The sequence below is a fragment of the Pseudomonas sp. LAIL14HWK12:I1 genome (genome assembly GCF_003202095.1).
GTDB lineage: Bacteria > Pseudomonadota > Gammaproteobacteria > Pseudomonadales > Pseudomonadaceae > Aquipseudomonas > Aquipseudomonas monteilii.
In genome coordinates this window covers 120,478-146,359 of the sequence record NZ_QJKG01000013.1, presented here as the reverse complement: position 1 = coordinate 146,359, position 25,882 = coordinate 120,478, and the positions used below count along the sequence as shown (strand labels likewise).

At 57.8% G+C, this 25,882-nt stretch carries 38 protein-coding genes; 36 read left to right on the top strand and 2 right to left on the bottom strand.

Features of this window, described 5'->3' with window-relative positions:
• From D906_RS25410 to bfr, 31 genes are all read left to right on the top strand, one after another.
• Positions 1-660, top strand: a 660-nt coding sequence (locus tag D906_RS25410) for an EF-Tu/IF-2/RF-3 family GTPase (RefSeq protein ID WP_256586167.1), incomplete at its 5' end; no start/stop codon positions are given.
• Between the two features lie 141 nt (positions 661-801).
• Positions 802-1,113 carry a 30S ribosomal protein S10 gene (gene rpsJ / locus D906_RS25405; protein WP_003186070.1) on the top strand — a complete coding sequence of 104 codons (312 nt, stop codon included), beginning with the start codon at positions 802-804 and terminating at the stop codon, positions 1,111-1,113.
• Positions 1,114-1,193: 80 nt separating this feature from the next.
• Positions 1,194-1,829: a 50S ribosomal protein L3 gene (gene rplC / locus D906_RS25400; protein WP_003257089.1), complete on the top strand. Its 636-nt coding sequence runs from the start codon at positions 1,194-1,196 to the stop codon at positions 1,827-1,829.
• A gap of 12 nt (positions 1,830-1,841) precedes the next feature.
• Entirely contained in the window at positions 1,842-2,444 is a 603-nt protein-coding gene (gene rplD, locus D906_RS25395; protein ID WP_003255485.1) for a 50S ribosomal protein L4, read from the top strand.
• Positions 2,441-2,740, top strand: coding sequence for a 50S ribosomal protein L23 (gene rplW / locus D906_RS25390; protein ID WP_003255484.1), 300 nt, complete (start codon positions 2,441-2,443; stop codon positions 2,738-2,740). Before rplD ends, rplW begins: the two co-directional genes overlap by 4 nt.
• Before the next feature lie 14 nt (positions 2,741-2,754).
• Positions 2,755-3,579 (top strand): 50S ribosomal protein L2, encoded by an 825-nt coding sequence (gene rplB, locus D906_RS25385; RefSeq protein WP_003255483.1) that lies wholly within the window; start codon positions 2,755-2,757, stop codon positions 3,577-3,579.
• 16 nt (positions 3,580-3,595) lie between these two features.
• The gene (gene rpsS / locus D906_RS25380) at positions 3,596-3,871 is read left to right on the top strand and encodes a 30S ribosomal protein S19 (RefSeq protein WP_003255482.1); all 276 of its coding nucleotides are present in this window, start codon (positions 3,596-3,598) and stop codon (positions 3,869-3,871) included.
• 11 nt (positions 3,872-3,882) lie between these two features.
• Positions 3,883-4,215 (top strand): 50S ribosomal protein L22, encoded by a 333-nt coding sequence (gene rplV, locus D906_RS25375; protein ID WP_003103908.1) that lies wholly within the window; start codon positions 3,883-3,885, stop codon positions 4,213-4,215.
• 13 nt (positions 4,216-4,228) lie between these two features.
• On the top strand, positions 4,229-4,915 hold the full coding sequence (gene rpsC / locus D906_RS25370) for a 30S ribosomal protein S3 (RefSeq protein WP_003255481.1): 687 nt from the start codon (positions 4,229-4,231) through the stop codon (positions 4,913-4,915).
• A gap of 12 nt (positions 4,916-4,927) precedes the next feature.
• Entirely contained in the window at positions 4,928-5,341 is a 414-nt protein-coding gene (gene rplP / locus D906_RS25365; RefSeq protein ID WP_003255479.1) for a 50S ribosomal protein L16, read from the top strand.
• Positions 5,341-5,532, top strand: coding sequence for a 50S ribosomal protein L29 (gene rpmC / locus D906_RS25360; protein ID WP_002555481.1), 192 nt, complete (start codon positions 5,341-5,343; stop codon positions 5,530-5,532). The genes rplP and rpmC overlap by 1 nt, the downstream gene beginning before the upstream one ends.
• Positions 5,533-5,534: 2 nt before the next feature.
• Positions 5,535-5,801: a 30S ribosomal protein S17 gene (rpsQ, locus tag D906_RS25355; RefSeq protein WP_003255478.1), complete on the top strand. Its 267-nt coding sequence runs from the start codon at positions 5,535-5,537 to the stop codon at positions 5,799-5,801.
• Between the two features lie 23 nt (positions 5,802-5,824).
• Entirely contained in the window at positions 5,825-6,193 is a 369-nt protein-coding gene (rplN, locus tag D906_RS25350) for a 50S ribosomal protein L14 (protein WP_002555479.1), read from the top strand.
• 11 nt (positions 6,194-6,204) lie between these two features.
• Positions 6,205-6,519, top strand: a complete 315-nt coding sequence (gene rplX / locus D906_RS25345) for a 50S ribosomal protein L24 (RefSeq protein WP_016715319.1) — start codon at positions 6,205-6,207, stop codon at positions 6,517-6,519.
• A gap of 20 nt (positions 6,520-6,539) precedes the next feature.
• Entirely contained in the window at positions 6,540-7,079 is a 540-nt protein-coding gene (gene rplE, locus D906_RS25340) for a 50S ribosomal protein L5 (protein ID WP_003255474.1), read from the top strand.
• A gap of 13 nt (positions 7,080-7,092) precedes the next feature.
• Positions 7,093-7,398: a 30S ribosomal protein S14 gene (gene rpsN / locus D906_RS25335; protein ID WP_009681970.1), complete on the top strand. Its 306-nt coding sequence runs from the start codon at positions 7,093-7,095 to the stop codon at positions 7,396-7,398.
• A 209-nt stretch (positions 7,399-7,607) separates the two neighbouring features.
• Positions 7,608-8,000: a 30S ribosomal protein S8 gene (rpsH, locus tag D906_RS25330; protein ID WP_019097628.1), complete on the top strand. Its 393-nt coding sequence runs from the start codon at positions 7,608-7,610 to the stop codon at positions 7,998-8,000.
• 12 nt (positions 8,001-8,012) lie between these two features.
• Positions 8,013-8,546, top strand: coding sequence for a 50S ribosomal protein L6 (gene rplF / locus D906_RS25325; RefSeq protein ID WP_009681972.1), 534 nt, complete (start codon positions 8,013-8,015; stop codon positions 8,544-8,546).
• 10 nt (positions 8,547-8,556) lie between these two features.
• The gene (gene rplR, locus D906_RS25320) at positions 8,557-8,907 is read left to right on the top strand and encodes a 50S ribosomal protein L18 (protein ID WP_009681973.1); all 351 of its coding nucleotides are present in this window, start codon (positions 8,557-8,559) and stop codon (positions 8,905-8,907) included.
• A 3-nt stretch (positions 8,908-8,910) separates the two neighbouring features.
• The gene (rpsE, locus tag D906_RS25315; RefSeq protein WP_003255465.1) at positions 8,911-9,411 is read left to right on the top strand and encodes a 30S ribosomal protein S5; all 501 of its coding nucleotides are present in this window, start codon (positions 8,911-8,913) and stop codon (positions 9,409-9,411) included.
• A gap of 2 nt (positions 9,412-9,413) precedes the next feature.
• Positions 9,414-9,590, top strand: a complete 177-nt coding sequence (gene rpmD / locus D906_RS25310; protein WP_003255463.1) for a 50S ribosomal protein L30 — start codon at positions 9,414-9,416, stop codon at positions 9,588-9,590.
• A 3-nt stretch (positions 9,591-9,593) separates the two neighbouring features.
• Positions 9,594-10,028: a 50S ribosomal protein L15 gene (gene rplO / locus D906_RS25305; protein ID WP_003255461.1), complete on the top strand. Its 435-nt coding sequence runs from the start codon at positions 9,594-9,596 to the stop codon at positions 10,026-10,028.
• Positions 10,029-11,360 (top strand): preprotein translocase subunit SecY, encoded by a 1,332-nt coding sequence (gene secY / locus D906_RS25300; RefSeq protein WP_003257108.1) that lies wholly within the window; start codon positions 10,029-10,031, stop codon positions 11,358-11,360.
• Between the two features lie 28 nt (positions 11,361-11,388).
• A complete protein-coding gene (gene rpmJ / locus D906_RS25295; RefSeq protein WP_002555468.1) occupies positions 11,389-11,505 on the top strand; it encodes a 50S ribosomal protein L36 in 117 nt (38 codons plus the stop codon).
• Between the two features lie 131 nt (positions 11,506-11,636).
• Positions 11,637-11,993, top strand: coding sequence for a 30S ribosomal protein S13 (rpsM, locus tag D906_RS25290; RefSeq protein ID WP_003255457.1), 357 nt, complete (start codon positions 11,637-11,639; stop codon positions 11,991-11,993).
• 18 nt (positions 11,994-12,011) lie between these two features.
• Positions 12,012-12,401 (top strand): 30S ribosomal protein S11, encoded by a 390-nt coding sequence (rpsK, locus tag D906_RS25285; protein ID WP_003255454.1) that lies wholly within the window; start codon positions 12,012-12,014, stop codon positions 12,399-12,401.
• 15 nt (positions 12,402-12,416) lie between these two features.
• Positions 12,417-13,037, top strand: coding sequence for a 30S ribosomal protein S4 (gene rpsD, locus D906_RS25280; protein ID WP_009681977.1), 621 nt, complete (start codon positions 12,417-12,419; stop codon positions 13,035-13,037).
• A gap of 22 nt (positions 13,038-13,059) precedes the next feature.
• Positions 13,060-14,061, top strand: coding sequence for a DNA-directed RNA polymerase subunit alpha (rpoA, locus tag D906_RS25275; RefSeq protein ID WP_003255452.1), 1,002 nt, complete (start codon positions 13,060-13,062; stop codon positions 14,059-14,061).
• 42 nt (positions 14,062-14,103) lie between these two features.
• The gene (gene rplQ, locus D906_RS25270; protein ID WP_003255451.1) at positions 14,104-14,490 is read left to right on the top strand and encodes a 50S ribosomal protein L17; all 387 of its coding nucleotides are present in this window, start codon (positions 14,104-14,106) and stop codon (positions 14,488-14,490) included.
• A 172-nt stretch (positions 14,491-14,662) separates the two neighbouring features.
• Entirely contained in the window at positions 14,663-16,102 is a 1,440-nt protein-coding gene (locus D906_RS25265) for a catalase (protein WP_027615780.1), read from the top strand.
• Between the two features lie 163 nt (positions 16,103-16,265).
• A complete protein-coding gene (bfr, locus tag D906_RS25260) occupies positions 16,266-16,730 on the top strand; it encodes a bacterioferritin (protein ID WP_016715322.1) in 465 nt (154 codons plus the stop codon).
• Between the two features lie 69 nt (positions 16,731-16,799).
• Here bfr and uvrA read toward each other — a convergent pair whose 3' ends face one another.
• Entirely contained in the window at positions 16,800-19,634 is a 2,835-nt protein-coding gene (gene uvrA, locus D906_RS25255) for an excinuclease ABC subunit UvrA (RefSeq protein WP_019097630.1), read from the bottom strand.
• Positions 19,635-19,763: 129 nt separating this feature from the next.
• Here uvrA and D906_RS25250 point away from each other — a divergent pair, with 129 nt between their 5' ends.
• From D906_RS25250 to D906_RS25240, 3 genes are all read left to right on the top strand, one after another.
• Positions 19,764-21,158: an MFS transporter gene (locus D906_RS25250; RefSeq protein ID WP_016715324.1), complete on the top strand. Its 1,395-nt coding sequence runs from the start codon at positions 19,764-19,766 to the stop codon at positions 21,156-21,158.
• Between the two features lie 9 nt (positions 21,159-21,167).
• Positions 21,168-21,713 (top strand): single-stranded DNA-binding protein, encoded by a 546-nt coding sequence (locus D906_RS25245; protein WP_025754600.1) that lies wholly within the window; start codon positions 21,168-21,170, stop codon positions 21,711-21,713.
• Between the two features lie 311 nt (positions 21,714-22,024).
• Entirely contained in the window at positions 22,025-22,483 is a 459-nt protein-coding gene (locus D906_RS25240; RefSeq protein ID WP_025754601.1) for a hypothetical protein, read from the top strand.
• Between the two features lie 232 nt (positions 22,484-22,715).
• Here D906_RS25240 and D906_RS25235 read toward each other — a convergent pair whose 3' ends face one another.
• Complete coding sequence (locus tag D906_RS25235; protein WP_027615781.1) at positions 22,716-24,098, bottom strand: PLP-dependent aminotransferase family protein; 1,383 nt, start codon at positions 24,096-24,098, stop codon at positions 22,716-22,718.
• 199 nt (positions 24,099-24,297) lie between these two features.
• On the opposite strand from D906_RS25235, the gene D906_RS25230 reads away from it, so the two are divergent.
• A complete protein-coding gene (locus D906_RS25230; RefSeq protein WP_027615782.1) occupies positions 24,298-25,083 on the top strand; it encodes a TSUP family transporter in 786 nt (261 codons plus the stop codon).
• Between the two features lie 21 nt (positions 25,084-25,104).
• Complete coding sequence (locus D906_RS25225) at positions 25,105-25,866, top strand: SDR family NAD(P)-dependent oxidoreductase (protein ID WP_027615783.1); 762 nt, start codon at positions 25,105-25,107, stop codon at positions 25,864-25,866.
• Positions 25,867-25,882 lie beyond the last annotated feature (16 nt).

Here is a 25,882-nt window from a genome sequence, read left to right as displayed (position 1 = left end):
CTGGAAGGCAAAGACGACAACGAAATGGGCACTACCGCTGTCAAGAAGCTGGTAGAAACTCTGGATGCCTACATCCCTGAGCCAGTTCGTGCCGTTGATCAGCCGTTCCTGATGCCGATCGAAGACGTATTCTCGATCTCGGGTCGTGGTACCGTTGTTACCGGTCGTATCGAGCGTGGTATCGTTCGCGTTCAAGACCCACTGGAAATCGTTGGTCTGCGTGACACCGCCACCACCACCTGCACCGGTGTTGAGATGTTCCGCAAGCTGCTGGACGAAGGCCGTGCTGGCGAGAACTGCGGCGTTCTGCTGCGTGGCACCAAGCGTGACGACGTTGAGCGTGGTCAGGTTCTGGTCAAGCCAGGTTCGGTCAAGCCGCACACCAAGTTCACCGCAGAAGTTTACGTTCTGTCGAAGGAAGAAGGCGGTCGTCACACTCCGTTCTTCAAAGGCTACCGTCCTCAGTTCTACTTCCGTACCACTGACGTGACCGGTAACTGCGAACTGCCGGAAGGCGTTGAAATGGTAATGCCAGGTGACAACATTCAGATGACTGTTACCCTGATCAAGACCATCGCAATGGAAGACGGTCTGCGCTTCGCTATCCGTGAAGGCGGTCGTACCGTCGGCGCCGGCGTCGTGGCCAAAATCATCGAGTAATCACTCGACCGATTGAAAAAACCCCCGCTCAGCGGGGGTTTTTTTTATTGGGTTGACACTAAATTGGGGCGTCTATAGAATCACGCCTCCTTTTAGCGGGCGTAGTGCGTCCGTTGGGAACAGCCTGGAGTCTGAAATCCAATGCAAAATCAGCAAATCCGTATCAGGTTGAAGGCTTTCGACCATCGCCTGATCGACCAATCCACCCAGGAAATCGTGGAAACCGCGAAACGTACTGGTGCACAAGTGCGTGGTCCAATTCCACTGCCTACCCGCAAAGAGCGTTTCACCGTTCTGGTCTCCCCGCACGTCAACAAAGACGCGCGTGACCAGTACGAGATTCGCACTCATAAGCGTGTTCTGGACATCGTCCAGCCAACGGATAAAACCGTTGACGCGCTGATGAAGCTTGATCTGGCGGCAGGTGTGGAAGTACAGATCAGCCTCGGCTAAGACTTCGGTCTAGTCGTGTAACGCTCTGAAATGGGCGGCCATAGCGGGTGAAAGCCCCGTACACTCATGAGGTTTACAACATGACTATTGGTGTAATCGGTCGCAAGTGCGGTATGACCCGCATTTTCACCGAAGAAGGTGTCTCCATTCCGGTCACGGTCATTGAGATCGAGCCGAATCGTGTCACCCAGTTCAAAACTGAAGAAACCGATGGCTACCGTGCAGTGCAAGTCACTGTCGGCGAGCGTCGTGCTTCGCGTGTGACTGCCGCTCAGGCAGGTCACTTCGCCAAGGCTAACGTTGCCGCTGGTCGCGGTGTCTGGGAGTTCCGTCTTGAAGAAGGCGATTTCCAGGCTGGCGATCTGATCAAAGCTGAACTCTTCACTGCAGGCCAGCTGGTAGACGTTACTGGTCAGTCCAAAGGTAAAGGCTTCGCCGGTACCATCAAGCGCTGGAACTTCCGTGGTCAGGACAACACCCACGGTAACTCCGTGTCGCACCGTGTTCCTGGTTCCATCGGCCAGTGCCAGACTCCTGGTCGTGTGTTCAAGGGCAAGAAAATGTCCGGTCACATGGGCGCCGAGCGCGTGACTGTTCAGTCCCTGGAAGTAGTTCGCGTAGACGCTGAACGCAACCTGCTGCTGGTCAAGGGTGCCGTTCCTGGCGCTACTGGCGGCGACGTGGTTGTACGTCCAGCTGTCAAGGCTCGCGGTTAAGGGGAAACTGACATGCAACTCAATGTAAATGACGCTCAGGCGATCGAAGTTTCCGAACTGACTTTCGGTGGCGAATTCAACGAGACGCTGGTACACCAAGCAGTCGTGGCCTACATGGCCGGCGGCCGTCAGGGCACCAAGCAGCAAAAGACCCGTTCCGACGTAGCTGGTGGCGGTAAGCGCCCATGGCGTCAGAAGGGTACTGGCCGTGCTCGTGCTGGTACCACTCGTGGTCCGATCTGGCGTGGCGGTGGTGTAACCTTCGCAGCTCGCCCTCAAGATCACTCGCAGAAGCTCAACAAGAAGATGTACCGCGCAGCCCTGCGCTCCATCCTCGCTGAGCTGGTGCGTAGCGACCGTCTGGTCGTGGTTCAGGACTTCGCTGTCGAAGCACCGAAAACCAAAGATCTGCTGAACAAGCTGAACGGCATGGGTCTGAGCGATGTATTGATCGTTTCCGACGCTGTTGATCAGAACCTGTACCTGGCTGCTCGCAACCTGCCGCACGTCGACGTACGTGACGTTCAAGGTTCCGACCCGGTCAGTCTGATCGCATACGAGAAAGTGTTGATCACTGTCTCGGCCGTGAAGAAATTCGAGGAGCTGCTGGGATGAACCAGGAACGCGTATTCAAAGTCCTCCTTGGCCCGCACGTTTCCGAGAAGGCTACCGTTCTGGCTGAGAAAAAAGGCCAGTTCGTATTCAAGGTTGCTACTGACGCAACCAAGCTGGAAATCAAGAAAGCTGTCGAAGGCCTGTTCAACGTAAAAGTTGAAAACGTGTCGACTGTTAACGTTCTGGGTAAAACCAAGCGTACCGCACGTGGTCTGGGCAAGCGTAATGACTGGAAGAAGGCGATCGTCTCCCTTCAGCCAGGCCAAGATCTCGATTTCAGCAGCAGTGCTGAGTAAGGAAGGGGTGCATCATGGCAATCGTTAAATGCAAACCGACTTCCCCTGGCCGCCGTTTCGTGGTCAAGGTGGTCAACAAGGAGCTGCACAAAGGCGCTCCTCACGCACCGCTGATCGAGAAAAAATCGAAGTCTGGTGGTCGTAACAACAATGGCCGCATTACCACTCGTCACGTTGGTGGTGGTCATAAGCAGCATTACCGTCTGGTCGACTTCCGTCGCAACGACAAAGATGGCATCCCAGCCACTGTCGAGCGTATCGAATACGACCCGAACCGTACTGCTCACATCGCCCTGCTGTGCTACGCAGACGGTGAGCGTCGCTACATCATCGCCCCTAAAGGCGTGAGCGCTGGCGACCAGCTGATCGCAGGTGCCCTGGCCCCAATCAAGGCCGGTAACTCCCTGCAGCTGCGCAACATTCCAGTAGGTTCCACCATTCACGGCATCGAACTGAAGCCGGGTAAAGGTGCTCAGATCGCTCGTTCCGCTGGTGCTTCGGCTCAGCTGATCGCTCGCGAAGGTGTCTACGTGACCCTGCGTCTGCGCTCTGGTGAAATGCGTAAAGTCCTGGCTGAGTGCCGTGCGACCCTGGGCGAAGTCTCGAACTCCGAGCACAGCCTGCGTTCGCTGGGTAAAGCTGGTGCCAAACGCTGGCGCGGCGTTCGCCCAACCGTTCGTGGTGTTGCCATGAACCCGGTTGACCACCCACACGGTGGTGGTGAAGGTCGTACCTCCGGTGGTCGTCATCCGGTATCGCCATGGGGCTTCCCAACCAAGGGTGCTAAAACCCGTGGTAATAAGCGTACCGACAACATGATCGTCCGTCGTCGCAAGTAACTAGAGGGATACGACAGTGCCACGTTCTCTGAAAAAAGGTCCTTTTATCGATCTTCACCTGCTGAAGAAGGTCGAAGTGGCGGTGGAGAAGAACGATCGCAAACCAGTTAAAACCTGGTCGCGCCGTTCGATGATCCTGCCACAAATGGTCGGTCTGACCATCGCGGTACACAACGGTCGTCAACATGTCCCAGTTCTGGTGAACGAAGACATGGTCGGCCACAAACTGGGCGAGTTCGCCGGTACCCGCACCTATCGCGGGCACGTGGCTGACAAGAAAGCCAAGCGTTAAGGGGTAAGGAAATGGAAGTAGCCGCTAAGTTGTCGGGCGCTCGAATCTCCGCCCAGAAAGCCCGCTTGGTCGCCGACCAGATCCGCGGGAAGAAGGTGGGCGAAGCGCTCAACCTGTTGGCCTTCAGCAGCAAAAAAGCCGCTGAAATCATGAAGAAAGTCCTCGAGTCGGCCGTAGCCAACGCCGAACACAACGAAGGCGCAGACGTTGATGACCTGAAGGTCTCCACCGTCTTCGTCAACGAAGGGCGTTCGCTGAAGCGCATCATGCCACGTGCCAAAGGCCGTGCTGATCGCATCGTCAAGCGGTCTTGCCATATCACTGTCAAGGTTGCGGACAAGTAACGGAGTCGATCAGATGGGTCAGAAAGTACATCCCACTGGCATTCGCCTGGGAATCGTCAAGGAGCACACCTCCGTCTGGTACGCAGACGGTGCTACTTACGCAGATTACCTGTTGAAGGATCTGAAAACGCGTGAGTACCTCCAAGACAAACTAAAAAGCGCGTCCGTAAGCCGTATCGATATTCATCGTCCGGCTCAAACTGCACGCATCACCATCCACACCGCTCGTCCAGGTATCGTTATCGGGAAGAAAGGTGAAGATGTCGAGAAGCTGCGTCAGGACCTGACCAAGCAGATGGGTGTGCCTGTGCACATCAACATCGAAGAGATCCGCAAGCCGGAACTCGACGCTATGCTGGTTGCGCAGAGCGTAGCTCAGCAGCTGGAACGCCGCGTAATGTTCCGTCGCGCCATGAAGCGCGCCGTACAGAACGCCATGCGTATTGGTGCCAAGGGCATCAAGATCCAGGTGAGCGGTCGTCTCGGCGGTGCTGAGATTGCTCGTACCGAGTGGTATCGCGAAGGTCGTGTGCCGCTGCACACCCTGCGTGCCGATATCGACTACAACACCTACGAAGCTCACACCACTTACGGTGTGATCGGTGTGAAGGTTTGGATCTTCAAAGGCGAAGTTATTGGTGGTCGCCAAGAAGAACTGAAACCACAAGCACCAGCGCCTCGTAAAAAAGCTGCTAAGTAAGGGGTACGCCAAATGTTGCAACCAAAGCGTACAAAATTCCGCAAGCAGATGACCGGCCACAACCGTGGTCTGGCACTGCGCGGTAGCAAAGTCAGCTTCGGCGAATTCGCCCTGAAAGCTGTTGCTCGCGGTCGCCTCACCGCTCGCCAGATCGAGTCCGCACGTCGTGCGCTGACCCGTCACGTTAAACGTGGCGGCAAGATCTGGATCCGTGTGTTCCCGGACAAGCCGATCTCCAAGAAACCTCTCGAGGTTCGTATGGGTAAAGGTAAGGGTTCCGTGGAGTACTGGGTTGCCCAGATCCAGCCAGGTAAAGTCCTGTACGAGATCGAGGGTGTTTCTGAAGAGCTGGCGCGCGAAGCATTCGCCCTGGCTGCTGCAAAGCTGCCTCTCGCCACCTCCTTTGTTAAGCGGACGGTGATGTGATGAAAGCGAATGAACTTCGTGAAAAATCGGCACAGCAACTGAACGAGCAACTGCTCGGCTTGCTGCGCGACCAGTTCAATCTGCGTATGCAGAAAGCAACTGGCCAGTTGGGGCAGTCGCACCTGCTCTCGCAAGTTAAGCGTGACATCGCTCGCGTGAAAACTGTGCTCAACCAGCAGGCAGGTAAGTGATCATGGCTGAAGCTGAAAAAACCGTCCGTACGCTGACTGGCCGTGTCGTCAGCGACAAAATGGACAAGACCATCACCGTTCTGATCGAGCGTCGCGTAAAGCACCCGATCTACGGTAAATACGTTAAGCGTTCGACTAAGCTGCACGCGCACGACGAAGCCAACCAGTGCAAGATCGGCGACAAGGTTTCCATCCGTGAAACCCGTCCGCTGGCCAAGACCAAGTCCTGGGCACTGGTTGAAGTCCTCGAACGCGCTGTTGAAGTCTAAGGGCTAGGGGTCGGAGAAATTTTATGATTCAGACTCAATCCATGCTCGATGTGGCCGATAACAGCGGCGCTCGTCGCGTCATGTGCATCAAGGTGCTCGGCGGTTCGCACCGTCGTTACGCCGGCATCGGTGACATCATCAAGGTTACCGTCAAGGAAGCAATTCCGCGCGGTAAGGTCAAAAAAGGCCAAGTGATGACTGCTGTTGTCGTACGCACCCGTCACGGTGTTCGTCGCGCTGACGGTTCCATCATTCGTTTCGACGGCAACGCTGCTGTTCTGCTGAACAACAAGCAAGAGCCGATCGGCACTCGCATCTTCGGGCCAGTGACCCGTGAACTTCGTACTGAGAAGTTCATGAAGATCGTCTCGCTCGCCCCTGAAGTGCTGTAAGGAGATCCGACATGCAAAAGATTCGTCGTGACGACGAGATCATCGTGATCGCCGGCAAAGACAAAGGTAAGCGCGGTAAGGTGCTGAAGGTTCTGGCTGACGACCGTCTGGTTGTTGGTGGTGTGAACCTGGTCAAGCGTCATACCAAGCCTAACCCGATGGCGGGCGTACAGGGCGGTATCGTCGAGAAAGAAGCGCCTCTGCACGCTTCCAACGTTGCCATCTTCAACGGCGAAACCAACAAGGCTGACCGCGTTGGTTTCAAAGTAGAAGACGGTAAAAAAATTCGTGTCTTCAAGTCGACCCAAAAAGCGGTTGATGCTTGAACACTGCTAGGTAGAAGACCATGGCACGACTGAAAGAGATTTACCGGAACGAAATCGCTCCTAAGCTTAAGGAAGAACTTAAGCTGTCGAACGTGATGGAAGTTCCGCGCGTTACCAAAATCACCCTGAACATGGGGCTGGGCGAAGCGATCGGCGACAAGAAAGTCATCGAGCACGCTGTTGCCGACCTGGAAAAGATCACCGGTCAAAAGCCGGTTGTGACTTTCGCTCGCAAATCCATCGCTGGCTTCAAAGTCCGCGAAGGCTGGCCGATCGGCGTCAAGGTGACCCTGCGTAGCGACAAGATGTACGAATTCCTGGACCGCCTGCTGGCGATCTCCCTGCCTCGGGTTCGCGACTTCCGCGGCCTGAATGCCAAGTCCTTCGATGGCCGTGGCAACTACAGCATGGGCGTGAAAGAGCAGATCATCTTCCCGGAAATCGACTACGACAAGATCGATGCTCTGCGCGGTTTGGACATCACCCTGACCACCACTGCTCGTTCGGACGACGAAGGCCGCGCTCTGCTGCGTGCTTTCAAGTTCCCGTTCCGCAACTGATTGGAGTAGGAAAATGGCCAAGAAGAGCATGAAAAACCGCGAGCTGAAGCGTCAGCTCACGGTAGCCAAGTTCGCTAAGAAGCGTGCTGAGCTGAAAGCGACCATCGTCAACGTTAACGCCTCTCCAGAAGAGCGTTTCGCTGCCGTTGTCGCTCTGCAGAAGCAGCCACGTGATGCTAGCGCCTCGCGCCTGCGCAACCGTTGCCGCCTGACCGGTCGTCCTCACGGTGTATACCGTAAGTTCGGCCTGGGCCGTAACATGCTGCGTCAAGCTGCAATGCGCGGCGACGTACCAGGTCTGGTCAAGGCCTCCTGGTAATCGCTGCAGGCTGTATCCCGGCGCAAGGGGAGCAATCTTCCGACCGTCGGTGACCTTGCCAACAAACAAGCCCCTATATGGGGCTTGTTTCGTTTCTGCCTTGTGTCTAGAATGACCGGCTCACCTGAGCCTGGGTTTTTTACCCTGCCTGCTCGGGTGGTTGTGATAGCCGCAAGGCTAATAATTCTTGTATCAGGAGCATCTAGCCCATGAGTATGCAGGACCCGTTAGCGGACATGCTAACTCGCATCCGTAATGCCCAGATGGCTGAAAAGTCCGTCGTAAGCATGCCTTCCTCCACCCTGAAGGTCGCGGTTGCCAAAGTTCTGAAAGACGAAGGTTACATCGCTGGCTACCAGGTTACTGGTGAGGCCAAGCCTTCCCTGTCGATCGAGCTCAAGTACTTCGAAGGCCGTCCGGTCATCGAGGAACTGAAGCGTTCCAGCCGTCCTGGCCTGCGCCAGTACAAGTCCGTCACAGAACTGCCGAAAGTACGTGGCGGTCTGGGCGTGTCTATCGTCTCCACCAACAAAGGTGTGATGACTGATCGCGCTGCGCGCGCTGCCGGTGTCGGCGGCGAAGTTCTGTGCACAGTGTTCTAAGGGGAGATAGGCATGTCTCGCGTCGCTAAGAACCCCGTTAAGCTGCCAGCAGGCGTCGAAGTCAAATTCGCCGGCCAGCAGCTTTCGGTGAAGGGTGCCAAAGGCACTCTCGAACTGAACGTTCACTCGTCTGTTGAAGTTACCGAAGAGTCTGGCGAGCTGCGTTTCGTCGCTCGCAACGGTGACCAGCAAGCTCGCGCCATGGCCGGTACCACCCGCGCTCTGGTGAACAACATGGTCCAAGGCGTAAGCCAAGGCTTCGAGCGTAAGCTCCAGCTGGTCGGTGTTGGTTACAAGGCACAGGCTAAAGGCACCGTCCTGAACCTGGCTCTGGGCTTCTCGCATCCAGTGGACTACGAACTGCCAGCCGGTATCACCGCTGAAACCCCAAGCCAGACCGACATCCTGATCAAGGGTATCGACAAGCAGCTGGTGGGTCAGGTGGCCGCTGAAATCCGCGACTTCCGTCCACCAGAGCCTTACAAAGGTAAAGGTGTGCGTTACGCGGACGAAGTAGTCCGTCGTAAAGAAGCCAAGAAGAAGTAGGGCCTAGCAAATGACCGACAAAAAAGTTATCCGACTGCGTCGCGCTCGCAAAGCACGTCTCAAGATGCACGAACTCGAAGTCGTGCGCCTGTGCGTGTTCCGCTCCTCGCAGCACATCTACGCCCAGGTCATTTCGGCCGACGGCAGCAAGGTTCTGGCAAGCGCCTCGACCTTGGACAAAGAACTGCGTGATGGCGCCACTGGCAACATCGACGCGGCCACTAAGGTTGGCAAGCTGGTAGCTGAGCGTGCGAAAGCCGCCGGTGTATCTCAAGTTGCCTTTGACCGTTCCGGCTTCAAGTACCACGGCCGCGTCAAAGCGCTGGCTGATGCTGCTCGTGAAGGCGGGCTGGAGTTCTAAGTTATGGCAAATAACGATCAAAAGCGCGACGAAGGCTACATCGAGAAGCTGGTTCAAGTTAACCGCGTTGCCAAAACCGTAAAAGGCGGCCGTATCTTCACCTTCACCGCGCTGACCGTGGTAGGTGATGGTAAAGGTCGTGTTGGCTTCGGCCGTGGCAAATCGCGCGAAGTACCAGCCGCGATCCAGAAAGCCATGGAAGCTGCTCGCCGCAACATGATCCAGGTTGACCTGAAGGGCACCACCCTGCAGTACGCCACCAAGGCTGCCCACGGCGCCTCGAAGGTTTACATGCAGCCTGCCTCGGAAGGTACCGGTATCATCGCCGGTGGCGCAATGCGTGCTGTCCTGGAAGTTGCTGGTGTTCAGAACGTTCTGGCCAAGTGCTACGGTTCGACCAACCCAGTGAACGTGGTTTACGCCACCTTCAAGGGTCTGAAAGCCATGCAATCTCCTGAATCCATTGCTGCCAAGCGCGGCAAGAGCGTCGAGGAGATCTTCTGATCATGGCAACCGTAAAAGTAACGCTGATCAAGAGCGTCTCGGGCCGTCTGCCTAACCACAAGCTGTGCGTTAAAGGCCTGGGTCTGCGTCGCATCGGTCACACTGTAGAAGTCCAGGATACTCCCGAGAACCGCGGGATGATCAACAAGGCTTACTACATGCTGAAGGTCGAGGGTTAATCGATGAAACTCAATGATCTGAGTCCAGCGCCGGGTTCCCGTCGCGAGAAGCATCGTCCAGGTCGTGGTATCGGTAGCGGTCTGGGTAAGACCGGCGGCCGTGGCCACAAAGGTCAGACTTCCCGTTCGGGTGGTTCGATCGCTCCTGGCTTCGAAGGCGGTCAACAGCCGCTGCACCGTCGTCTGCCGAAGTTCGGCTTCGTTTCCCTGAAAGCCATGGACCGCGCCGAAGTGCGTCTGTCCGAGCTGGCCAAAGTGGAAGGCGACGTGATCTCCGTGCAATCCCTGAAGGATGCCAACGTGATCAACCAGCACATTCAGCGTGTGAAAATCATGCTGTCTGGCGAAGTTACTCGCGCAGTCACCATCAAGGGCATCGCAGCCACCAAGGGTGCGCGTGCGGCTATCGAAGCAGCTGGCGGCAAATTCGAGGAATAAATGGCTAAGCAAGGTGCTCTCTCTTCGCTCGGTAAGGGCGGGATGTCGGAACTCTGGGCTCGTCTGCGCTTTCTGTTCATGGCGATCATCGTCTATCGGATAGGTGCGCATATCCCGGTTCCCGGCATCAATCCGGACCGTCTGGCGGATCTGTTTCGGCAGAATGAGGGGACCATTCTTAGCTTGTTCAACATGTTTTCCGGTGGCGCGCTTGAGCGCATGAGCATCTTTGCACTGGGGATCATGCCGTACATCTCGGCATCGATCATCATGCAGCTGATGACGGCGGTCAGCCCGCAACTGGAGCAGTTGAAGAAGGAAGGTGAAGCTGGCCGTCGCAAGATCAGCCAGTACACCCGCTACGGCACCGTTATCCTGGCACTGGTTCAAGCCATTGGCATGTCCATTGGCCTGGCCAACCAGGGCGTGGCGTTTTCTGTAGGCCTGGGCTTCCATGTCGTTGCCGTCTCCACCTTCGTGGCGGGCGCGATGTTCATGATGTGGCTGGGCGAGCAGATCACCGAGCGCGGTGTGGGCAACGGTATCTCGATGTTGATCTTCGCAGGTATCGTTGCCGGTCTTCCGAGAGCAATCGGGCAGTCTTTCGAGTCTGCACGCACAGGCGATATCAACATTTTCGCCCTGGTCGCTATCGGTTTGCTGGCAGTAGCGATTATCGGTTTCGTGGTGTTCATTGAGCGTGGTCAGCGTCGTATCGCCGTTCACTACGCCAAGCGTCAGCAGGGCCGCAAGGTCTTCGCTGCTCAGACCAGCCACTTGCCGTTGAAAGTGAACATGGCGGGGGTTATACCGGCCATTTTCGCGAGCAGCATTTTGCTGTTCCCGGCTTCGCTGGGTGCCTGGTTCGGTCAGTCCGAAGGTATGGGCTGGCTGCAGGACATCTCGCAGTCGATCGCTCCTGGTCAGCCGTTGAACATTCTGCTGTTTAGTGCAGGGATCATTTTCTTCTGCTTCTTCTACACAGCGTTGATGTTCAACCCGAAAGACGTAGCGGAAAACCTGAAGAAGTCCGGTGCCTTTATTCCGGGTATCCGTCCTGGTGAGCAGTCGGCACGCTACATTGATGGCGTTCTGACTCGTCTGACCATGTTCGGTGCTCTTTACATGATGGCCGTCTGCCTTCTGCCCCAGTTCCTGGTGGTGGCAGCAAATGTGCCGTTCTACCTTGGCGGGACCTCGTTGCTGATTGTGGTAGTGGTTGTGATGGACTTCATGTCCCAAGTACAATCGCACCTCGTTTCGCACCAGTACGAATCCCTGATGAAGAAAGCCAACCTGAAAGGCTACGGTGGCAGCGGTCTGCTGCGCTGATACGCCCCTAAGGTTCGAGGAGTCGGTAATGAAAGTTCGTGCATCGGTGAAAAAGCTGTGCCGTAACTGCAAGATCATCCGTCGCGAAGGCGTCGTACGAGTGATCTGCAGCGCGGAACCGCGTCACAAACAGCGCCAAGGCTGAGTGTGATCTGCGCTTCAAACCCAGCAGCTAGTGTGCTGCTGGGTTGATTATTCGTTTCTACAGCGATATTATCTCGCGCCCTATTTCTTGGCTTCCGGGGCGTAGGTAGCTGTCAATTGGAGTCCCACTGAATGGCCCGTATTGCAGGCGTCAACATTCCAGATAACAAGCATACTGTTATCTCGCTGACCTACATCTATGGTGTCGGTCGCACAACTGCACAGAAGATCTGTGCAGACGCTGGTGTAAACCCAGCCGCTAAGATCAAGGATCTGAGCGACGAGCAAATCGAAACCCTGCGTGGCGAAGTCGCGAAGTTCACCACCGAAGGTGACCTGCGTCGTGACATCAACATGAAGATCAAGCGCTTGATGGACCTGGGTTGCTACCGCGGCCTGCGTCATCGTAAAGGTCTGCCGGTTCGCGGTCAGCGCACCAAGACCAACGCACGCACCCGTAAGGGCCCGCGTAAGCCGATCCGCAAGTAATCGCCCAGGAATATAGACATGGCAAAACCTGCTGCTCGTCCTCGTAAGAAAGTCAAAAAGACAGTGGTTGATGGCATCGCCCACATCCATGCCTCTTTCAACAACACCATCGTGACCATCACCGACCGTCAGGGCAATGCTTTGTCCTGGGCGACCTCCGGTGGTTCGGGTTTCCGTGGTTCGCGCAAATCCACCCCGTTCGCAGCTCAGATCGCTGCTGAGCGTGCTGGTCAAGCTGCGCTGGAATACGGTCTGAAGAACCTCGACGTTAACGTCAAGGGTCCAGGTCCAGGTCGTGAGTCCGCCGTTCGTGCATTGAACAGCTGCGGCTACAAGATCGCCAGCATCACCGACGTGACGCCAATCCCGCACAACGGGTGCCGTCCGCCGAAGAAGCGTCGCGTGTAATCAGGAGACAGAAGAATGGCACGTTACATTGGTCCAAAATGCAAACTGTCTCGTCGTGAAGGCACTGACCTGTTCCTGAAGAGCGGCGTTCGCGCTCTGGAATCGAAGTGCAACATCGAAGCAGCCCCAGGTATCCACGGCCAGCGCCGTGGCCGTCAGTCTGACTACGGCACCCAGCTGCGTGAGAAACAAAAAGTCCGTCGTATCTACGGTGTTCTGGAGCGTCAGTTCCGCGGTTACTACCAAGCTGCTGCCTCGAAAAAAGGCGCAACCGGTGAGAACCTGCTGCAACTGCTCGAGTGCCGTCTGGATAACGTCGTTTACCGTATGGGCTTCGGCTCGACTCGTTCCGAGTCGCGTCAGCTGGTTTCGCACAAAGCGATCAGCGTCAACGGTAAGACTGTAAACATTCCATCCTACCAAGTTCGTCCGGGTGACGTGGTCGCGGTTCGCGAGAAATCGCTGAGCCAGCTGCGCATTGTTCAAGCCCTTGAACTGTGCGCCCAGCGTGGCCGCGTTGAGTGGGTTGACGTGGATGCTGCTAAAAAGTCGGGCGTTTTCAAGAACGTTCCTGCTCGCAGCGACCTGTCTGCCGACATCAACGAGAACCTGATTGTCGAGCTCTACTCCAAGTAAGGGCTAGAAAATAGGTGCATCCATGCAGATTTCGGTAAATGAGTTCCTGACTCCCCGCCACATTGATGTGCAGGTAGTCAGTCCGACCCGCGCCAAGATCACGCTCGAGCCTCTCGAGCGTGGTTTCGGCCATACCCTGGGCAACGCGCTGCGCCGCATCCTGTTGTCCTCCATGCCTGGCTGTGCAGTAGTCGAGGCCGAGATCGATGGCGTACTCCACGAGTACTCCGCGATCGAAGGTGTTCAGGAAGACGTCATTGAAATCCTGTTGAACCTGAAAGGCCTGGCTATCAAACTGCACGGTCGTGACGAAGTTACGCTGACCTTGTCGAAAAAGGGTTCGGGGGTGGTTACCGCTGCCGATATTCAGCTGGATCACGATGTCGAGATCGTCAACCCCGATCACGTAATCGCGAACCTGGCGTCGAACGGCGCCCTGAACATGAAGCTCACTGTAGCTCGTGGTCGTGGTTACGAGCCGGCCGACTCCCGTCAAACCGACGAAGACGAAAGCCGTAGCATTGGCCGTCTGCAGTTGGACGCTTCGTTCAGCCCGGTGCGTCGTATCGCCTATGTGGTCGAGAACGCCCGTGTTGAGCAGCGTACCAACCTGGACAAACTGGTCATTGATCTGGAAACCAACGGCACCCTGGACCCTGAAGAGGCAATCCGCCGCGCTGCGACCATCCTGCAACAGCAGTTGGCCGCGTTCGTCGACCTCAAAGGTGACAGCGAGCCTGTCGTAGTCGAGCAGGAAGACGAGATCGATCCGATCCTGCTGCGTCCGGTTGACGACCTGGAACTGACTGTACGTTCGGCCAACTGCCTCAAGGCGGAGAACATCTACTACATCGGCGACCTGATTCAGCGTACCGAAGTAGAGCTGTTGAAGACTCCTAACCTGGGCAAGAAGTCCCTGACTGAAATCAAGGACGTTCTGGCCTCTCGTGGTCTGTCTCTCGGCATGCGCCTCGACAACTGGCCGCCTGCAAGTCTTAAGAAAGACGACAAGGCGACCGCCTGATCGTCGTAATCACCGAACGTAGTGTTTGGTAAGGAATGAATCATGCGTCATCGTAAAAGTGGACGTCACCTGAGCCGTACCAGCTCTCACCGCAAGGCTATGTTCCAGAACATGGCAGTGTCGTTGATCGAGCACGAGCTGATCAAAACCACCCTGCCGAAAGCCAAGGAACTGCGCCGCGTTGCCGAGCCGCTGATCACCCTGGCCAAGGAAGACAGCGTTGCTAACCGTCGTCTGGCCTTCGACCGTACCCGTTCGAAGTCCGCTGTTGGCAAACTGTTCAACGACCTGGGCAAGCGTTACGCCACCCGTCAGGGCGGCTACCTGCGCATCCTGAAGTGCGGTTTCCGCGCTGGCGACAACGCCCCTATGGCGTACGTCGAGCTGGTTGATCGTCCGGTCGGCGGTGCTGTAGAAGCTGCTGAGTAAGACGTTCTGTCTGCTACAAAAAACCGGGCCTAGTGCCCGGTTTTTTGTTGCTGATGGTATTGTTAATTTCTATTGATGTAAGTCAGTTAATGAATTTGTCCCTATAGCCTTGCTCGTCAATACTCTCTCCATAGCCGATTAGCCGGCGCTTCAAGACCGATAAGGAGAGCCCATGAGCAAGATTCTCACCACCGCCAGCGGTGCACCTGTAGCCGACAACCAGAACTCCCGCTCCGCCGGCCCACGCGGCCCGCTGCTGCTCGACGACTTCCACCTGATCGAGAAGCTCGCCCATTTCAACCGTGAGAACATCCCCGAGCGCCGGGTACACGCGAAGGGTTCGGGCGCCTATGGCACTTTTACCGTAACCCGCGACATCACCGGTTACACCAGCGCCAAACTGTTCGAGCAGGTTGGCAAGCAGACCGAGACATTTCTGCGCTTCTCTACCGTGGGTGGCGAACGTGGTTCTGCGGACACAGAGCGAGACCCTCGCGGATTTGCCGTTAAGTTCTACACCGAGGAAGGTAACTGGGACATCGTGGGTAACAACACGCCAGTGTTCTTCATTCGTGATCCGCTCAAGTTCCCGGACTTTATCCACACCCAGAAACGGCACCCGCAGTCCAACCTGAAAAACGCCCAGATGATGTGGGATTTCTGGTCGCACTCGCCCGAGGCGCTGCACCAAGTCACCATCCTGTTCTCTGATCGTGGCATTCCGGACGGCTACCGCCACATGCACGGCTTTGGCAGCCACACCTACAGCCTGATCAATGCCCAGGGTGAGCGCACTTGGGTCAAATGGCACTTCAAGACCCAGCAGGGCATCAAGAACCTTGCTCCGGCAGATGCCGCACGTTTGGCAGGTACTGACCCGGACTACGCCCAGCGCGACCTGTTCGAAGCCATTGAGCGAGGTGATTACCCACGCTGGACTGTCTGCATCCAGGTGATGAGCGAAGCCGAGGCCGCGAGCCGCGACGAGAACCCGTTCGACGTGACCAAAACCTGGTCACAAAAGGACTACCCGTTGATCGAAGTGGGCGTGCTTGAGCTTAACCGTAACCCGCTCAACTACTTCGCCGAAGTCGAGCAGGCTGCCTTCGGGCCAAGCAACATGGTGCCGGGGGTCGGCCTGTCGCCAGACCGCATGCTCCAGGGTCGCGTATTCGCCTACGCGGACGCACACCGCTACCGTGTGGGTACCAACCACCAACAGTTGCCGGTGAATGCGCCACGCTGCCCGGTCAACAGCTACCAGCGCGACGGCTCCATGGCCACTGGCAGCTATGGCAGTGCGCCGAACTACGAACCCAACAGCTACGCCGCGGCACCGAAGCAGTCGCCACGTCACGCAGAGCCCGCATTGGCCCTGAATGGTTCGGCCGACCGTTACGATCACCGCGAGGACGCTGACTACTACAGCCACGCCGGCGCGCTGTTCCGCCTGATGAGTGATGAGCAGAAGGCCCTGCTGATCAGCAACATCGCTGGAACCATGGCGGGTGTCAGCAAAGACGTCATCCAACGGCAGTTGCAGTACTTCTTCAAGGCCGACCCAGCCTACGGAGAAGGCATCGCCAAGGCCCTGGGCATCAATCTCGCCTAAGTCGAAGTGATAAGAAGAACCGCCCTCATTTGGGCGGTTTTTCAATGAATATCACTACTGTTTAACCGATTTTTTGCTTCTTATTGCGCGTTTTTCAGTGACCGCAGGCAAAAGCTGGTTCACACTATGTGCCATAGACGTTTTCATATGGAGAAGCAGGGCGATGCAAGGCCACCCGGACGTAATCAACTACCTTGTCACGTTGCTGAAGGGCGAATTGGCGGCACGCGACCAGTACTTCATTCATTCGCGCATGTACGAAGACTGGGGACTGACCAAGCTCTACGAGCGTATCAACCACGAGATGGAAGAAGAGACGCAGCACGCGGATGCCCTGATGCGTCGCATCCTGATGCTCGAAGGTACCCCTGACATGCGTGCAGACGACCTGGAAGTCGGCAGCACCGTGCCGGAAATGATCGAGGCCGACCTCAAGCTTGAGTACAAGGTGCGCGGTGCGCTGTGCAAAGGGATCGAGCTGTGCGAGCTGCACAAGGACTACATCAGCCGTGACATCCTGCGTGCGCAGCTGGCGGATACCGAAGAAGATCACACCTACTGGCTAGAGAAGCAGCAGGGCCTGATCAAGGCCATTGGCCTGGAGAACTACCTGCAGTCGCAGATGTAAGTTATCCACACACTCAAGAAAAAGCCCCTGGTACCAACGGTACCAGGGGCTTTTTCATTGCAGCGGCACTTAGGCCCGGTCCCGCTCTAGCAGCGGTTTCAGGTAATGCCCGGTATACGACTGCTTCATCTCGCTCAGCTCTTCCGGGGTACCGCAGGCAATGATCTGCCCACCTTTGGAACCACCTTCCGGTCCCAGGTCCACCAGCCAGTCAGCAGTCTTGATCACATCCAGGTTGTGCTCGATCACCACCACGGTATTGCCGTGATCGCGCAGGCGATGCAGCACGTCCAGCAACTGCTGAATATCGGCAAAGTGCAGGCCCGTGGTGGGCTCATCCAGGATATACAGGGTTTTGCCGGTATCGCGCTTGGACAACTCGCGAGACAGCTTCACGCGCTGCGCCTCGCCGCCAGACAAGGTGGTCGCCGACTGGCCCAGCTTGATGTACGACAGGCCCACATCCATCAGCGTTTGCAGCTTGCGCGCCAGCGCTGGCACCGCATCGAAGAACTCGCGGGCATCCTCGATGGTCATTTCCAGCACCTCGTGGATATTCTTGCCCTTGTACTTGATCTCCAGTGTTTCGCGGTTGTAGCGCTTGCTCTTGCACACGTCGCACGGCACGTAGATGTCTGGCAGGAAGTGCATCTCGACCTTGATCAGGCCATCGCCTTGGCAGGCCTCGCAACGGCCACCCTTGACGTTGAACGAGAAACGTCCCGGGCCATAGCCGCGTGAGCGCGACTCCGGTACCCCGGAGAACAGCTCGCGGATAGGGGTGAAAATACCGGTATACGTTGCCGGGTTCGAGCGCGGAGTGCGGCCGATCGGGCTCTGGTCGATATCCACCACCTTATCCAGGTGCTGCAGGCCATCCATGCTGCTGTGCGGTGCGGCTTCCAGGCTGCTTGCGCCATTGAGGGCCGTAGCGGCCAAAGGGAACAGGGTGTTGTTGATCAGCGTCGATTTGCCCGAGCCGGATACCCCCGTCACGCAGGTCAGCAGGCCGATGGGGACTTCGAGGTCGACGTTCTGCAGGTTGTTGCCACGCGCACCCTTGAGCTTAAGTTGCAGCTTCTTGTTGCGCGGCGTGCGCTTGGCTGGCACGACGATCTTCTTGCGCCCGGACAAGTACTTGCCGGTTAACGAATCAGGGTGGTCCATGACCTCCTGTGGCGAGCCCTCGGCGACGATCTGTCCACCATGCACGCCGGCCCCTGGGCCGATATCGACCACGTAGTCGGCCAAGCGAATGGCGTCCTCGTCGTGCTCCACCACGATAACCGTGTTGCCCAAATCACGCAGGTGGTTGAGGGTGGCCAGCAGGCGGTCGTTGTCGCGTTGATGAAGGCCGATGGACGGTTCATCGAGGATGTACATCACTCCGACCAGGCCGGCGCCAATCTGGCTGGCCAGGCGGATACGCTGCGCTTCACCACCGGACAGGGTGTCGGCGCTACGGTCGAGGGTGAGGTAGTCGAGGCCGACGTTGACCAGGAACTGCAAGCGCTCGCAGATTTCCTTGAGGATCTTGGCGGCAATCTCGCCACGGCGGCCTGTCAGGGTCAGCTCGCCGAAGTAGCTGCTGGCTTCACCGATCGGCAGGTTGGTGACCGCCGGCAGCGTTTTTTCGCCCACCCACACATGGCGTGCTTCGCGGCGCAGGCGGGTACCACGGCAATCCGGGCAGGGCTGGGTGCCGAGGAACTTGGCCAGTTCTTCACGCACGGTGGCCGATTCGGTCTCGCGGTAGCGGCGCTCCAGGTTCGGCACGATGCCTTCGAACGGGTGCGAGCGCTTGACGATATCGCCACGGTCGTTGAGGTACTTGAAGTCGACACTCTGCTTGCCACTGCCTTGCAGGATCACCTTCTGGTGTTCGGCCGACAGCTCGCCGAACGGCTCCTCCAGGCTGAACCCGTAATGCGCGGCCAGCGAACCGAGCATCTGGAAGTAGTACACATTGCGCCGGTCCCAGCCGCGGATTGCGCCTTCGGCCAGGGTAAGTTCGGCATTGACCAGGCGCTTGGTGTCGAAGAACTGCTTCACGCCCAGGCCATCGCATGTCGGGCACGCACCGGCAGGGTTGTTGAATGAGAAAAGCTTCGGCTCCAGTTCACTGATGGCATGGCCGCAGACCGGGCAGGCGAAGCGCGCGGAGAAGATCATCTCTTCGCCTGGCTCGTCGTCCATCGGTGCCACCAGGGCGATACCGTCGGCCAGCTTGAGCGCGGTCTCGAACGATTCGGCCAGGCGCTGTTGCAGGTCGGCGCGCACTTTGAAGCGGTCCACCACGACATCGATGCTGTGCTTTTTCTGCTTGTCGAGCTTGGGCAGTTCGTCCAGCTCGTAGAGCTTGCCGTTGACCCGGGCACGTACAAAGCCCTGGGCACGCAGTTCGTCGAACACCGCCAGGTGCTCACCTTTGCGCTCGCGCACCACCGGCGCCAGCAGCATCAGCTTGCTGCCTTCCGGGCGCTCCAGCACCAAGTCGACCATCTGGCTGATCGTTTGCGCCTCTAGCGGGATATCGTGGTCCGGGCAGCGTGGCGTACCCACGCGGGCATACAGTAGGCGCAGGTAGTCGTAGATTTCAGTGATGGTGCCGACCGTGGAGCGTGGGTTGTGCGAGGTCGACTTCTGCTCGATGGAAATGGCCGGCGACAGGCCTTCGATGGTGTCGACGTCAGGCTTTTCCATCATCGACAGGAACTGCCGGGCGTAGGCCGACAGCGATTCCACGTAGCGGCGCTGGCCTTCAGCGTAGAGGGTGTCGAACGCCAGGGACGACTTGCCGGAACCGGACAGGCCGGTGATCACGATCAGCTTGTCCCGGGGCAGGGTCAGGTCGATGTTCTTCAGGTTGTGGGTACGTGCCCCACGAATCAGGATCTTGTCCACTGCGGCCTCGCTTGGCGGGCATAAACAAGGAAGTATACGGCGCGCCAGTATGACGCGGCAAAGCGTCGCGTAGATGCCGTTACGCTGTCGGACTGATAGAATCGCCGCCGGTTCACACGAGGTTAATCCATGCACGACACCCACAACGAGCGCATGAGTGGCGGCGAAACCCGCGCCGCTGGCGGCCTTGCCCTGGTCTTTGCCTTTCGTATGCTGGGCATGTTCATGGTCTTGCCGGTACTGGCCACCTACGGCATGGACCTGGCCGGTGCCACCCCTGCGCTGATCGGCCTGGCCATTGGCGCCTATGGCCTGACCCAGGCGGTATTGCAGATCCCGTTCGGGATGATTTCCGACCGCATCGGCCGCCGGCCGGTGATTTACCTGGGGCTGGTGATTTTCGCCCTGGGCAGTGTGCTGGCGGCCCAGGCCGACTCCATCTGGGGTGTGATCGCCGGGCGTGTTTTGCAGGGCTCCGGTGCGATTTCTGCCGCCGTCATGGCGCTGCTGTCCGACCTCACCCGCGAGCAACACCGGACCAAGGCCATGGCCATGATCGGCATGAGTATCGGCCTGTCGTTTGCCGTCGCCATGGTCGTCGGCCCCTTGCTGACAAGTGCCTTTGGCTTGTCAGGATTGTTCCTGACCACGGCAGGGCTCGCCCTGGTAGGCATCTTGCTGATTGCCGTTGTCGTGCCCAACACGCATAGCATCCTGCAGCACCGCGAATCGGGCGTGGCGCGCCAGGCACTCGGCCCAACCCTGCGTCATCCGGACCTTCTGCGCCTGGACGTAAGCATCTTCGTCCTCCATGCCATTCTCATGGCCAGCTTCGTCGCGCTGCCGCTGGCCTTCGTCGAGCGCGGTGGGCTGCCCAAGGAGGAACACTGGTGGGTATACCTGACCGCATTGTTCATCTCATTTTTTGCAATGGTCCCGTTCATCATCTACGGCGAAAAAAAGCGCAAGATGAAACGCGTGTTGGCCGGCGCTGTCAGTGTCCTGCTGCTGACAGAGATATACTTCTGGGAGTGGGCTGACGGTTTGCGCGGACTGGTGATTGGCACCGTGGTATTCTTTACCGCATTCAACCTGCTGGAGGCATCGCTGCCTTCGCTGGTGAGCAAGGTGTCGCCTGCCGGTGGCAAGGGGACGGCGATGGGGGTGTATTCCACCAGCCAGTTCCTCGGTGCGGCGCTGGGCGGGATCCTTGGTGGCTGGTTGTTCCAGCACGGTGGGCTGGACACGGTGTTCCTCGGTTGCGCGGTGCTGTGTGCCATCTGGCTGGTCGTCGCCTTGCGCATGAACGAGCCGCCTTATGTGACCAGCCTGCGCATGCCGCTGACGCCTGAGGCAGTCCGGGAAGCCGGCCTGACAGAGCGCCTGATGGCCGTGCCGGGTGTGACCGACGCTGTGGTGGTGGCTGAAGAAGCCGCTATCTATATCAAACTGGATACGAAAATTTTGGACCGTGCGACCCTCGAGCGACTGGTGAACCCAGCCTCTTCGGCGTGCGAAGCCTAGGAGAACGTTATGGCCCGTGGGGTTAACAAAGTCATTCTGGTCGGCACCTGTGGCCAGGATCCCGAAGTCCGCTACCTGCCCAACGGTAACGCCGTGACCAACCTGAGCCTGGCTACCAGCGAGCAGTGGACCGACAAGCAGTCGGGCCAGAAGGTAGAGCGTACCGAGTGGCACCGTGTGTCGCTGTTCGGCAAGGTTGCCGAGATCGCCGGCGAGTACCTGCGCAAAGGTTCGCAGTGCTACATCGAAGGCAAACTGCAGACCCGTGAGTGGGAAAAAGACGGTATCAAGCGCTACACCACCGAGATCATCGTCGACATCAACGGCACCATGCAGCTGCTGGGCGGTCGTCCGCAGGGCCAGCAGGGCGGTGACCCGTACAACCAGGGTGGCGGCAACTACAACCAAGGTGGTCAGCAGCAACAGTACAACCAGGCCCCGCCGCGCCAGCAGGCCCAGCGCCCGCAACAGGCCCCTCAGCGCCCGGCGCCGCAGCAGCCAGCGCCACAGCCGGCGGCTGACTTTGACAGCTTTGATGACGATATTCCGTTCTGATCCAAGCCGTTAAGCAGCTGGCAAAAAACCAAAAACCCAAGGCAGATGTCTTGGGTTTTTTTATGAGCAAACAGTGGTAGTGCTGTGCGGGCTTTCCTCTAAAAAGAAAGCGGCGAGGATAGGGCGCCAGCTTCGCGATATTGCGGGAATCTCGGCAGCCCATTGAGTAGGAAAAATGCCTATAAGATATTGCCAATTTTATATGGTTATAGGAAACGCTGACCGTAAATGTCAGAGACTTCTGAAGTTTTAGTGGAGCGCACTTTTTTCTATTCTGATCGCTTAGTATTCACTTTTTAAAGGAGTGGATCATGCAAAGTGCTGAGAAGGAATGCCTGTTAGGTCAAATAAACCTGAAATCAGACGCGCGAAACTACGTTGTCTCCGGTTTTTCCGAGATGTATGCGGCTCATCTTGAGGGGCCTGCTGGGGACGCTGCGTTTTACGGTCGAGTACTAATAGGCATTGGTTTCGCAATTTCCGCACTGGGCCTTGGCATCTTCCTGTTTGGGCCTGAGGTTATTTATTATGACCGGTTTTCAGGCCCAACTCTGATTCAACACATACAAGCGAACTCCGGCCTCGTTGCAATGGCCGGCGGGTTGATAATGGCGTGGGGCGGGAAGCAGCGGGATGAAGGCATTGTTTATCGGGAGGATTTTCTCCTGTCCCATTACAAGTTTGTAACGGAAGATGGGCAAGATGTTAGCGGTCAGGTTTCTGTCCGATATCTGGAAGGAGATAATTTCAGTGTATTCATCGACTTGTAGTCGAGCGAGTATGTTCGGGCCTTGTTAGCGTCACATTCGACATTGATTCAAGTTATGCCTCTTACTTGACAGTCTGCCCTCAGATCTTTTGGCTGGTGCCGTTCTGCTGTACCTGTTTGGTTGACGGCTACAAATCGAGCCCTGTGAAACCGAGTGCCTGTTGGAGTGGTCTCGCGTCGCGAAACGGGCGCATCGTGCCCCAATGGCACGACTACACCAATACCAGTCCAGTTCAATAAAACAACCGCGGCTCCGGCGAGTCCAGCAAGCTGACCAGCTTGGTCAGGGCAAAGCCCAGTTCCTGGCGGCTGGGGGCCATCAGGGCGATGCGCACGCCGCAGCTGGCGTGGCTGCGCTCTGGCAGGAACTGGCTGCCACTAACTACCGTGACGCCGTTGTTACGCGCCAGGTTGGCGAATTCGTCGCTGGTCCACGGCTCGGGCAACTCCAGCCAGATGTGGAAGCTGTTGGGCTGGCTGCGGATCTTGTACTTGCCAAGGATCTCCTGGGCCATTTGCTGGCGCGCGGTAGCCTCTTCCTGTTGTTCTCGCACCAACTGGTCGGCCATGCCGCTGTTGATCAGGTTGCTGGCCAGTTGTGCCATCAACGGCGATGGCATCCAGACGCTGCTGCGTACCATCGACGATAGCCGCGAGAGGGTTTGCGGTGGTGCGTACAGGTAACCGATACGCAGCGCCGGCAGCACACTTTTGGACAGGCTGGTGAGATACACCGAACGTTCTGGCGCATACGCTGCCAGTGGCTGGTAATCCGGGGCGGGTTCAAGGAAGCCGTAGATATCGTCATCGACGATGAACAGGTCGAACTCGCGGGCGATCTCTGCGATGGCCTGGCGCCGTGCGTGGGGCATGATCGAGTTGGTGGGGTTCTGGTGGGTGGTGACACACACCAACAGGGAAGGGCGGTGCTCCAGGCAGGCCGCGCGCAATGCATCAGGAATAATGCCGTGCTCGTCCATGGCCACACCATGCAGACGGCGGCCCATGCTGTGGGCGAGGGAGATGATGCCCGGGTAGCACAGCGACTCGCACAGCACCACATCGTCGTTCTTCGACAGGCTGCTGATGGCCACCAGCAGCCCATGCTGCGCGCCAGAGGTCAGTACAACCTGTTGCCAGCGTGCATCTGGCAGCCAGCGCTGAATCCAGGCCGCACCGGCTTGCTTGTGTGAGGTGTGGCCCCCCTCGGTCACGTAATCGAGTACTTGCCCCAAGTCCGAAGAAGCGGCCAGTTCGACGATGGCCGTGCCTAGCCACTCGCTCATGTGAGCGTCGTTGGGTTTGATGATCGAGAGATCGATCTGGCTGCTTTCGCCGGCAAGGGGGGCGGGCGCCGACGGGATAGGCAATGGCTGTCGCTGCTGTTTCACAAATGTGCCACGCCCGACTTCGCCAACCACCAGGCCACGCTTGGCTGCCTCATCGTAGGCCCTGCCGACAGTGCCGGGCGTCACATTCAGTGCCTCGGCAAGGTCCTTGAGGGTGGGTAAGCGATCACCTGCTGCAAGCCGACCACTTTCGATGTCCTGTTCAAGGGCATTAGCGATCATCAGGTAAACCGGCTGGGTTTGATCGCCGTAATGAGGGACCCACATGGAAAACGCACCAGATTCTGCAAGAGCGCGCAGCCTAGCATGAAAGCTCAGATGCAGGTAATGATGGTAATCGTGAGAATTGAGTCGAATAAATTGATGATTGCGCCGATTCAATTTTCGTAATTACAATCATCGCATCAATCAGGGCAGGCTCACTCACGTCGGCCTTGGCAAAACACGCCATTGGATGGGCTTTGCTATGGAAATTCTGGGTGCTTACTGGGCGGAACACTGGTTGCTGGCAATCCTCATGCTCGGCGCGATCGCCTTCGTTGCAGGCTTCGTCGACAGTATTGCCGGTGGTGGCGGTCTGTTTCTGGTACCGGGCTTTTTGCTGGTTGGCATGCCGCCGCAGGTGGCACTGGGCCAGGAAAAACTGGTCAGTACCCTTGGCACACTGGCAGCCATTCGCAACTTCCTGGCCAACAGCAAGATGGTCTGGCAGGTGGCGTTGGTCGGGGTGCCGTTCTCACTGCTGGGTGCTTACCTGGGGGCGCACTTGATCGTGTCGATCTCGCAAGAGACTGTAGGCAAGATCATCCTGGCGCTGATCCCGTTCGGGATCCTCATCTTCCTCACCCCCAAGGACCGCCCGGTAGCGGAGCGAGAGCTGTCTTCTCGCATGCTCTACACCGTGGTTCCGTTGACCTGCTTGGCCATCGGCTTCTATGACGGCTTCTTCGGCCCCGGCACAGGCAGCATGTTCATCATCGCCTTCCATTACCTGCTGCGCATGGACCTGGTCTCCAGTTCGGCCAACTCCAAAACCTTCAACTTCGCTTCCAACATCGGCGCCTTGGTCGCCTTCGTCATCGCCGGGAAGGTCGTCTACCTGCTGGCATTGCCGCTGGTGGCCTGCAACATCCTGGGTAACCACCTGGGCAGTGCCCTGGCGCTGCGCAAAGGCAACGAAGTGGTACGCAAGGCGCTGGTGTTCTCGATGCTTTGCCTGTTCACCAGCCTGGGCGTGAAGTACCTGGCCTGACCTACTGATAGGAGAAAACTGATGAAAACCGCATTCGTAACTGGCGCCTCCTCGGGTTTTGGCCGTGCCATCTGCTGCACGCTGATCGGCAAAGGATACCGCGTGATCGGTGGAGCCCGGCGCATGGACAAACTGAAAGCGCTGGAGGCCGAGTTGGGCGTCAATTTCATTCCGCTGGCGCTGGATGTCACCGACCCGGTGTCGCTGGAGGCGGCGATCGAGCACATTCGGGATGCATCGCTGCAGATCGACCTGCTGGTCAACAACGCCGGGCTGGCGTTGGGCGTGGACCGAGCCCAGGCCAGCAGCGCCGAAAACTGGCAGCGGATGATCGACACCAACATCACCGGCCTGGCCATGGTTACCCACAAGATTCTGCCGCAAATGGTGGAAGCCGACAGCGGCATGATCATCAACATTGGCTCTATCGCCGGCACTTACCCCTACCCGGGCGGCAATGTGTATGGCGCCAGCAAGGCCTTCGTCCGACAGTTCAGCCTCAACTTGCGTGCCGACCTGGCGGGCACCCGAGTACGGGTGAGCAACATCGAGCCGGGGCTGTGCTCGGGCACTGACTTCTCGGTGGTACGTCTGAATGGCGACCTGGATGCGGTGCAGGCGTTGTATCGGGATGTCGAGGCCATCCTGCCGGAGGATATCGCGGCTACGGTAGCCTGGATTGCCGAGCAGCCGGCGCACGTGAACATCAATACCGTCGAGATCATGCCGGTGGCGCAGAGCAGCGCGGCCCTGAATGTGGTGCGCAACCTGCCGCGTGCCTGACCCGGACCTTAACACT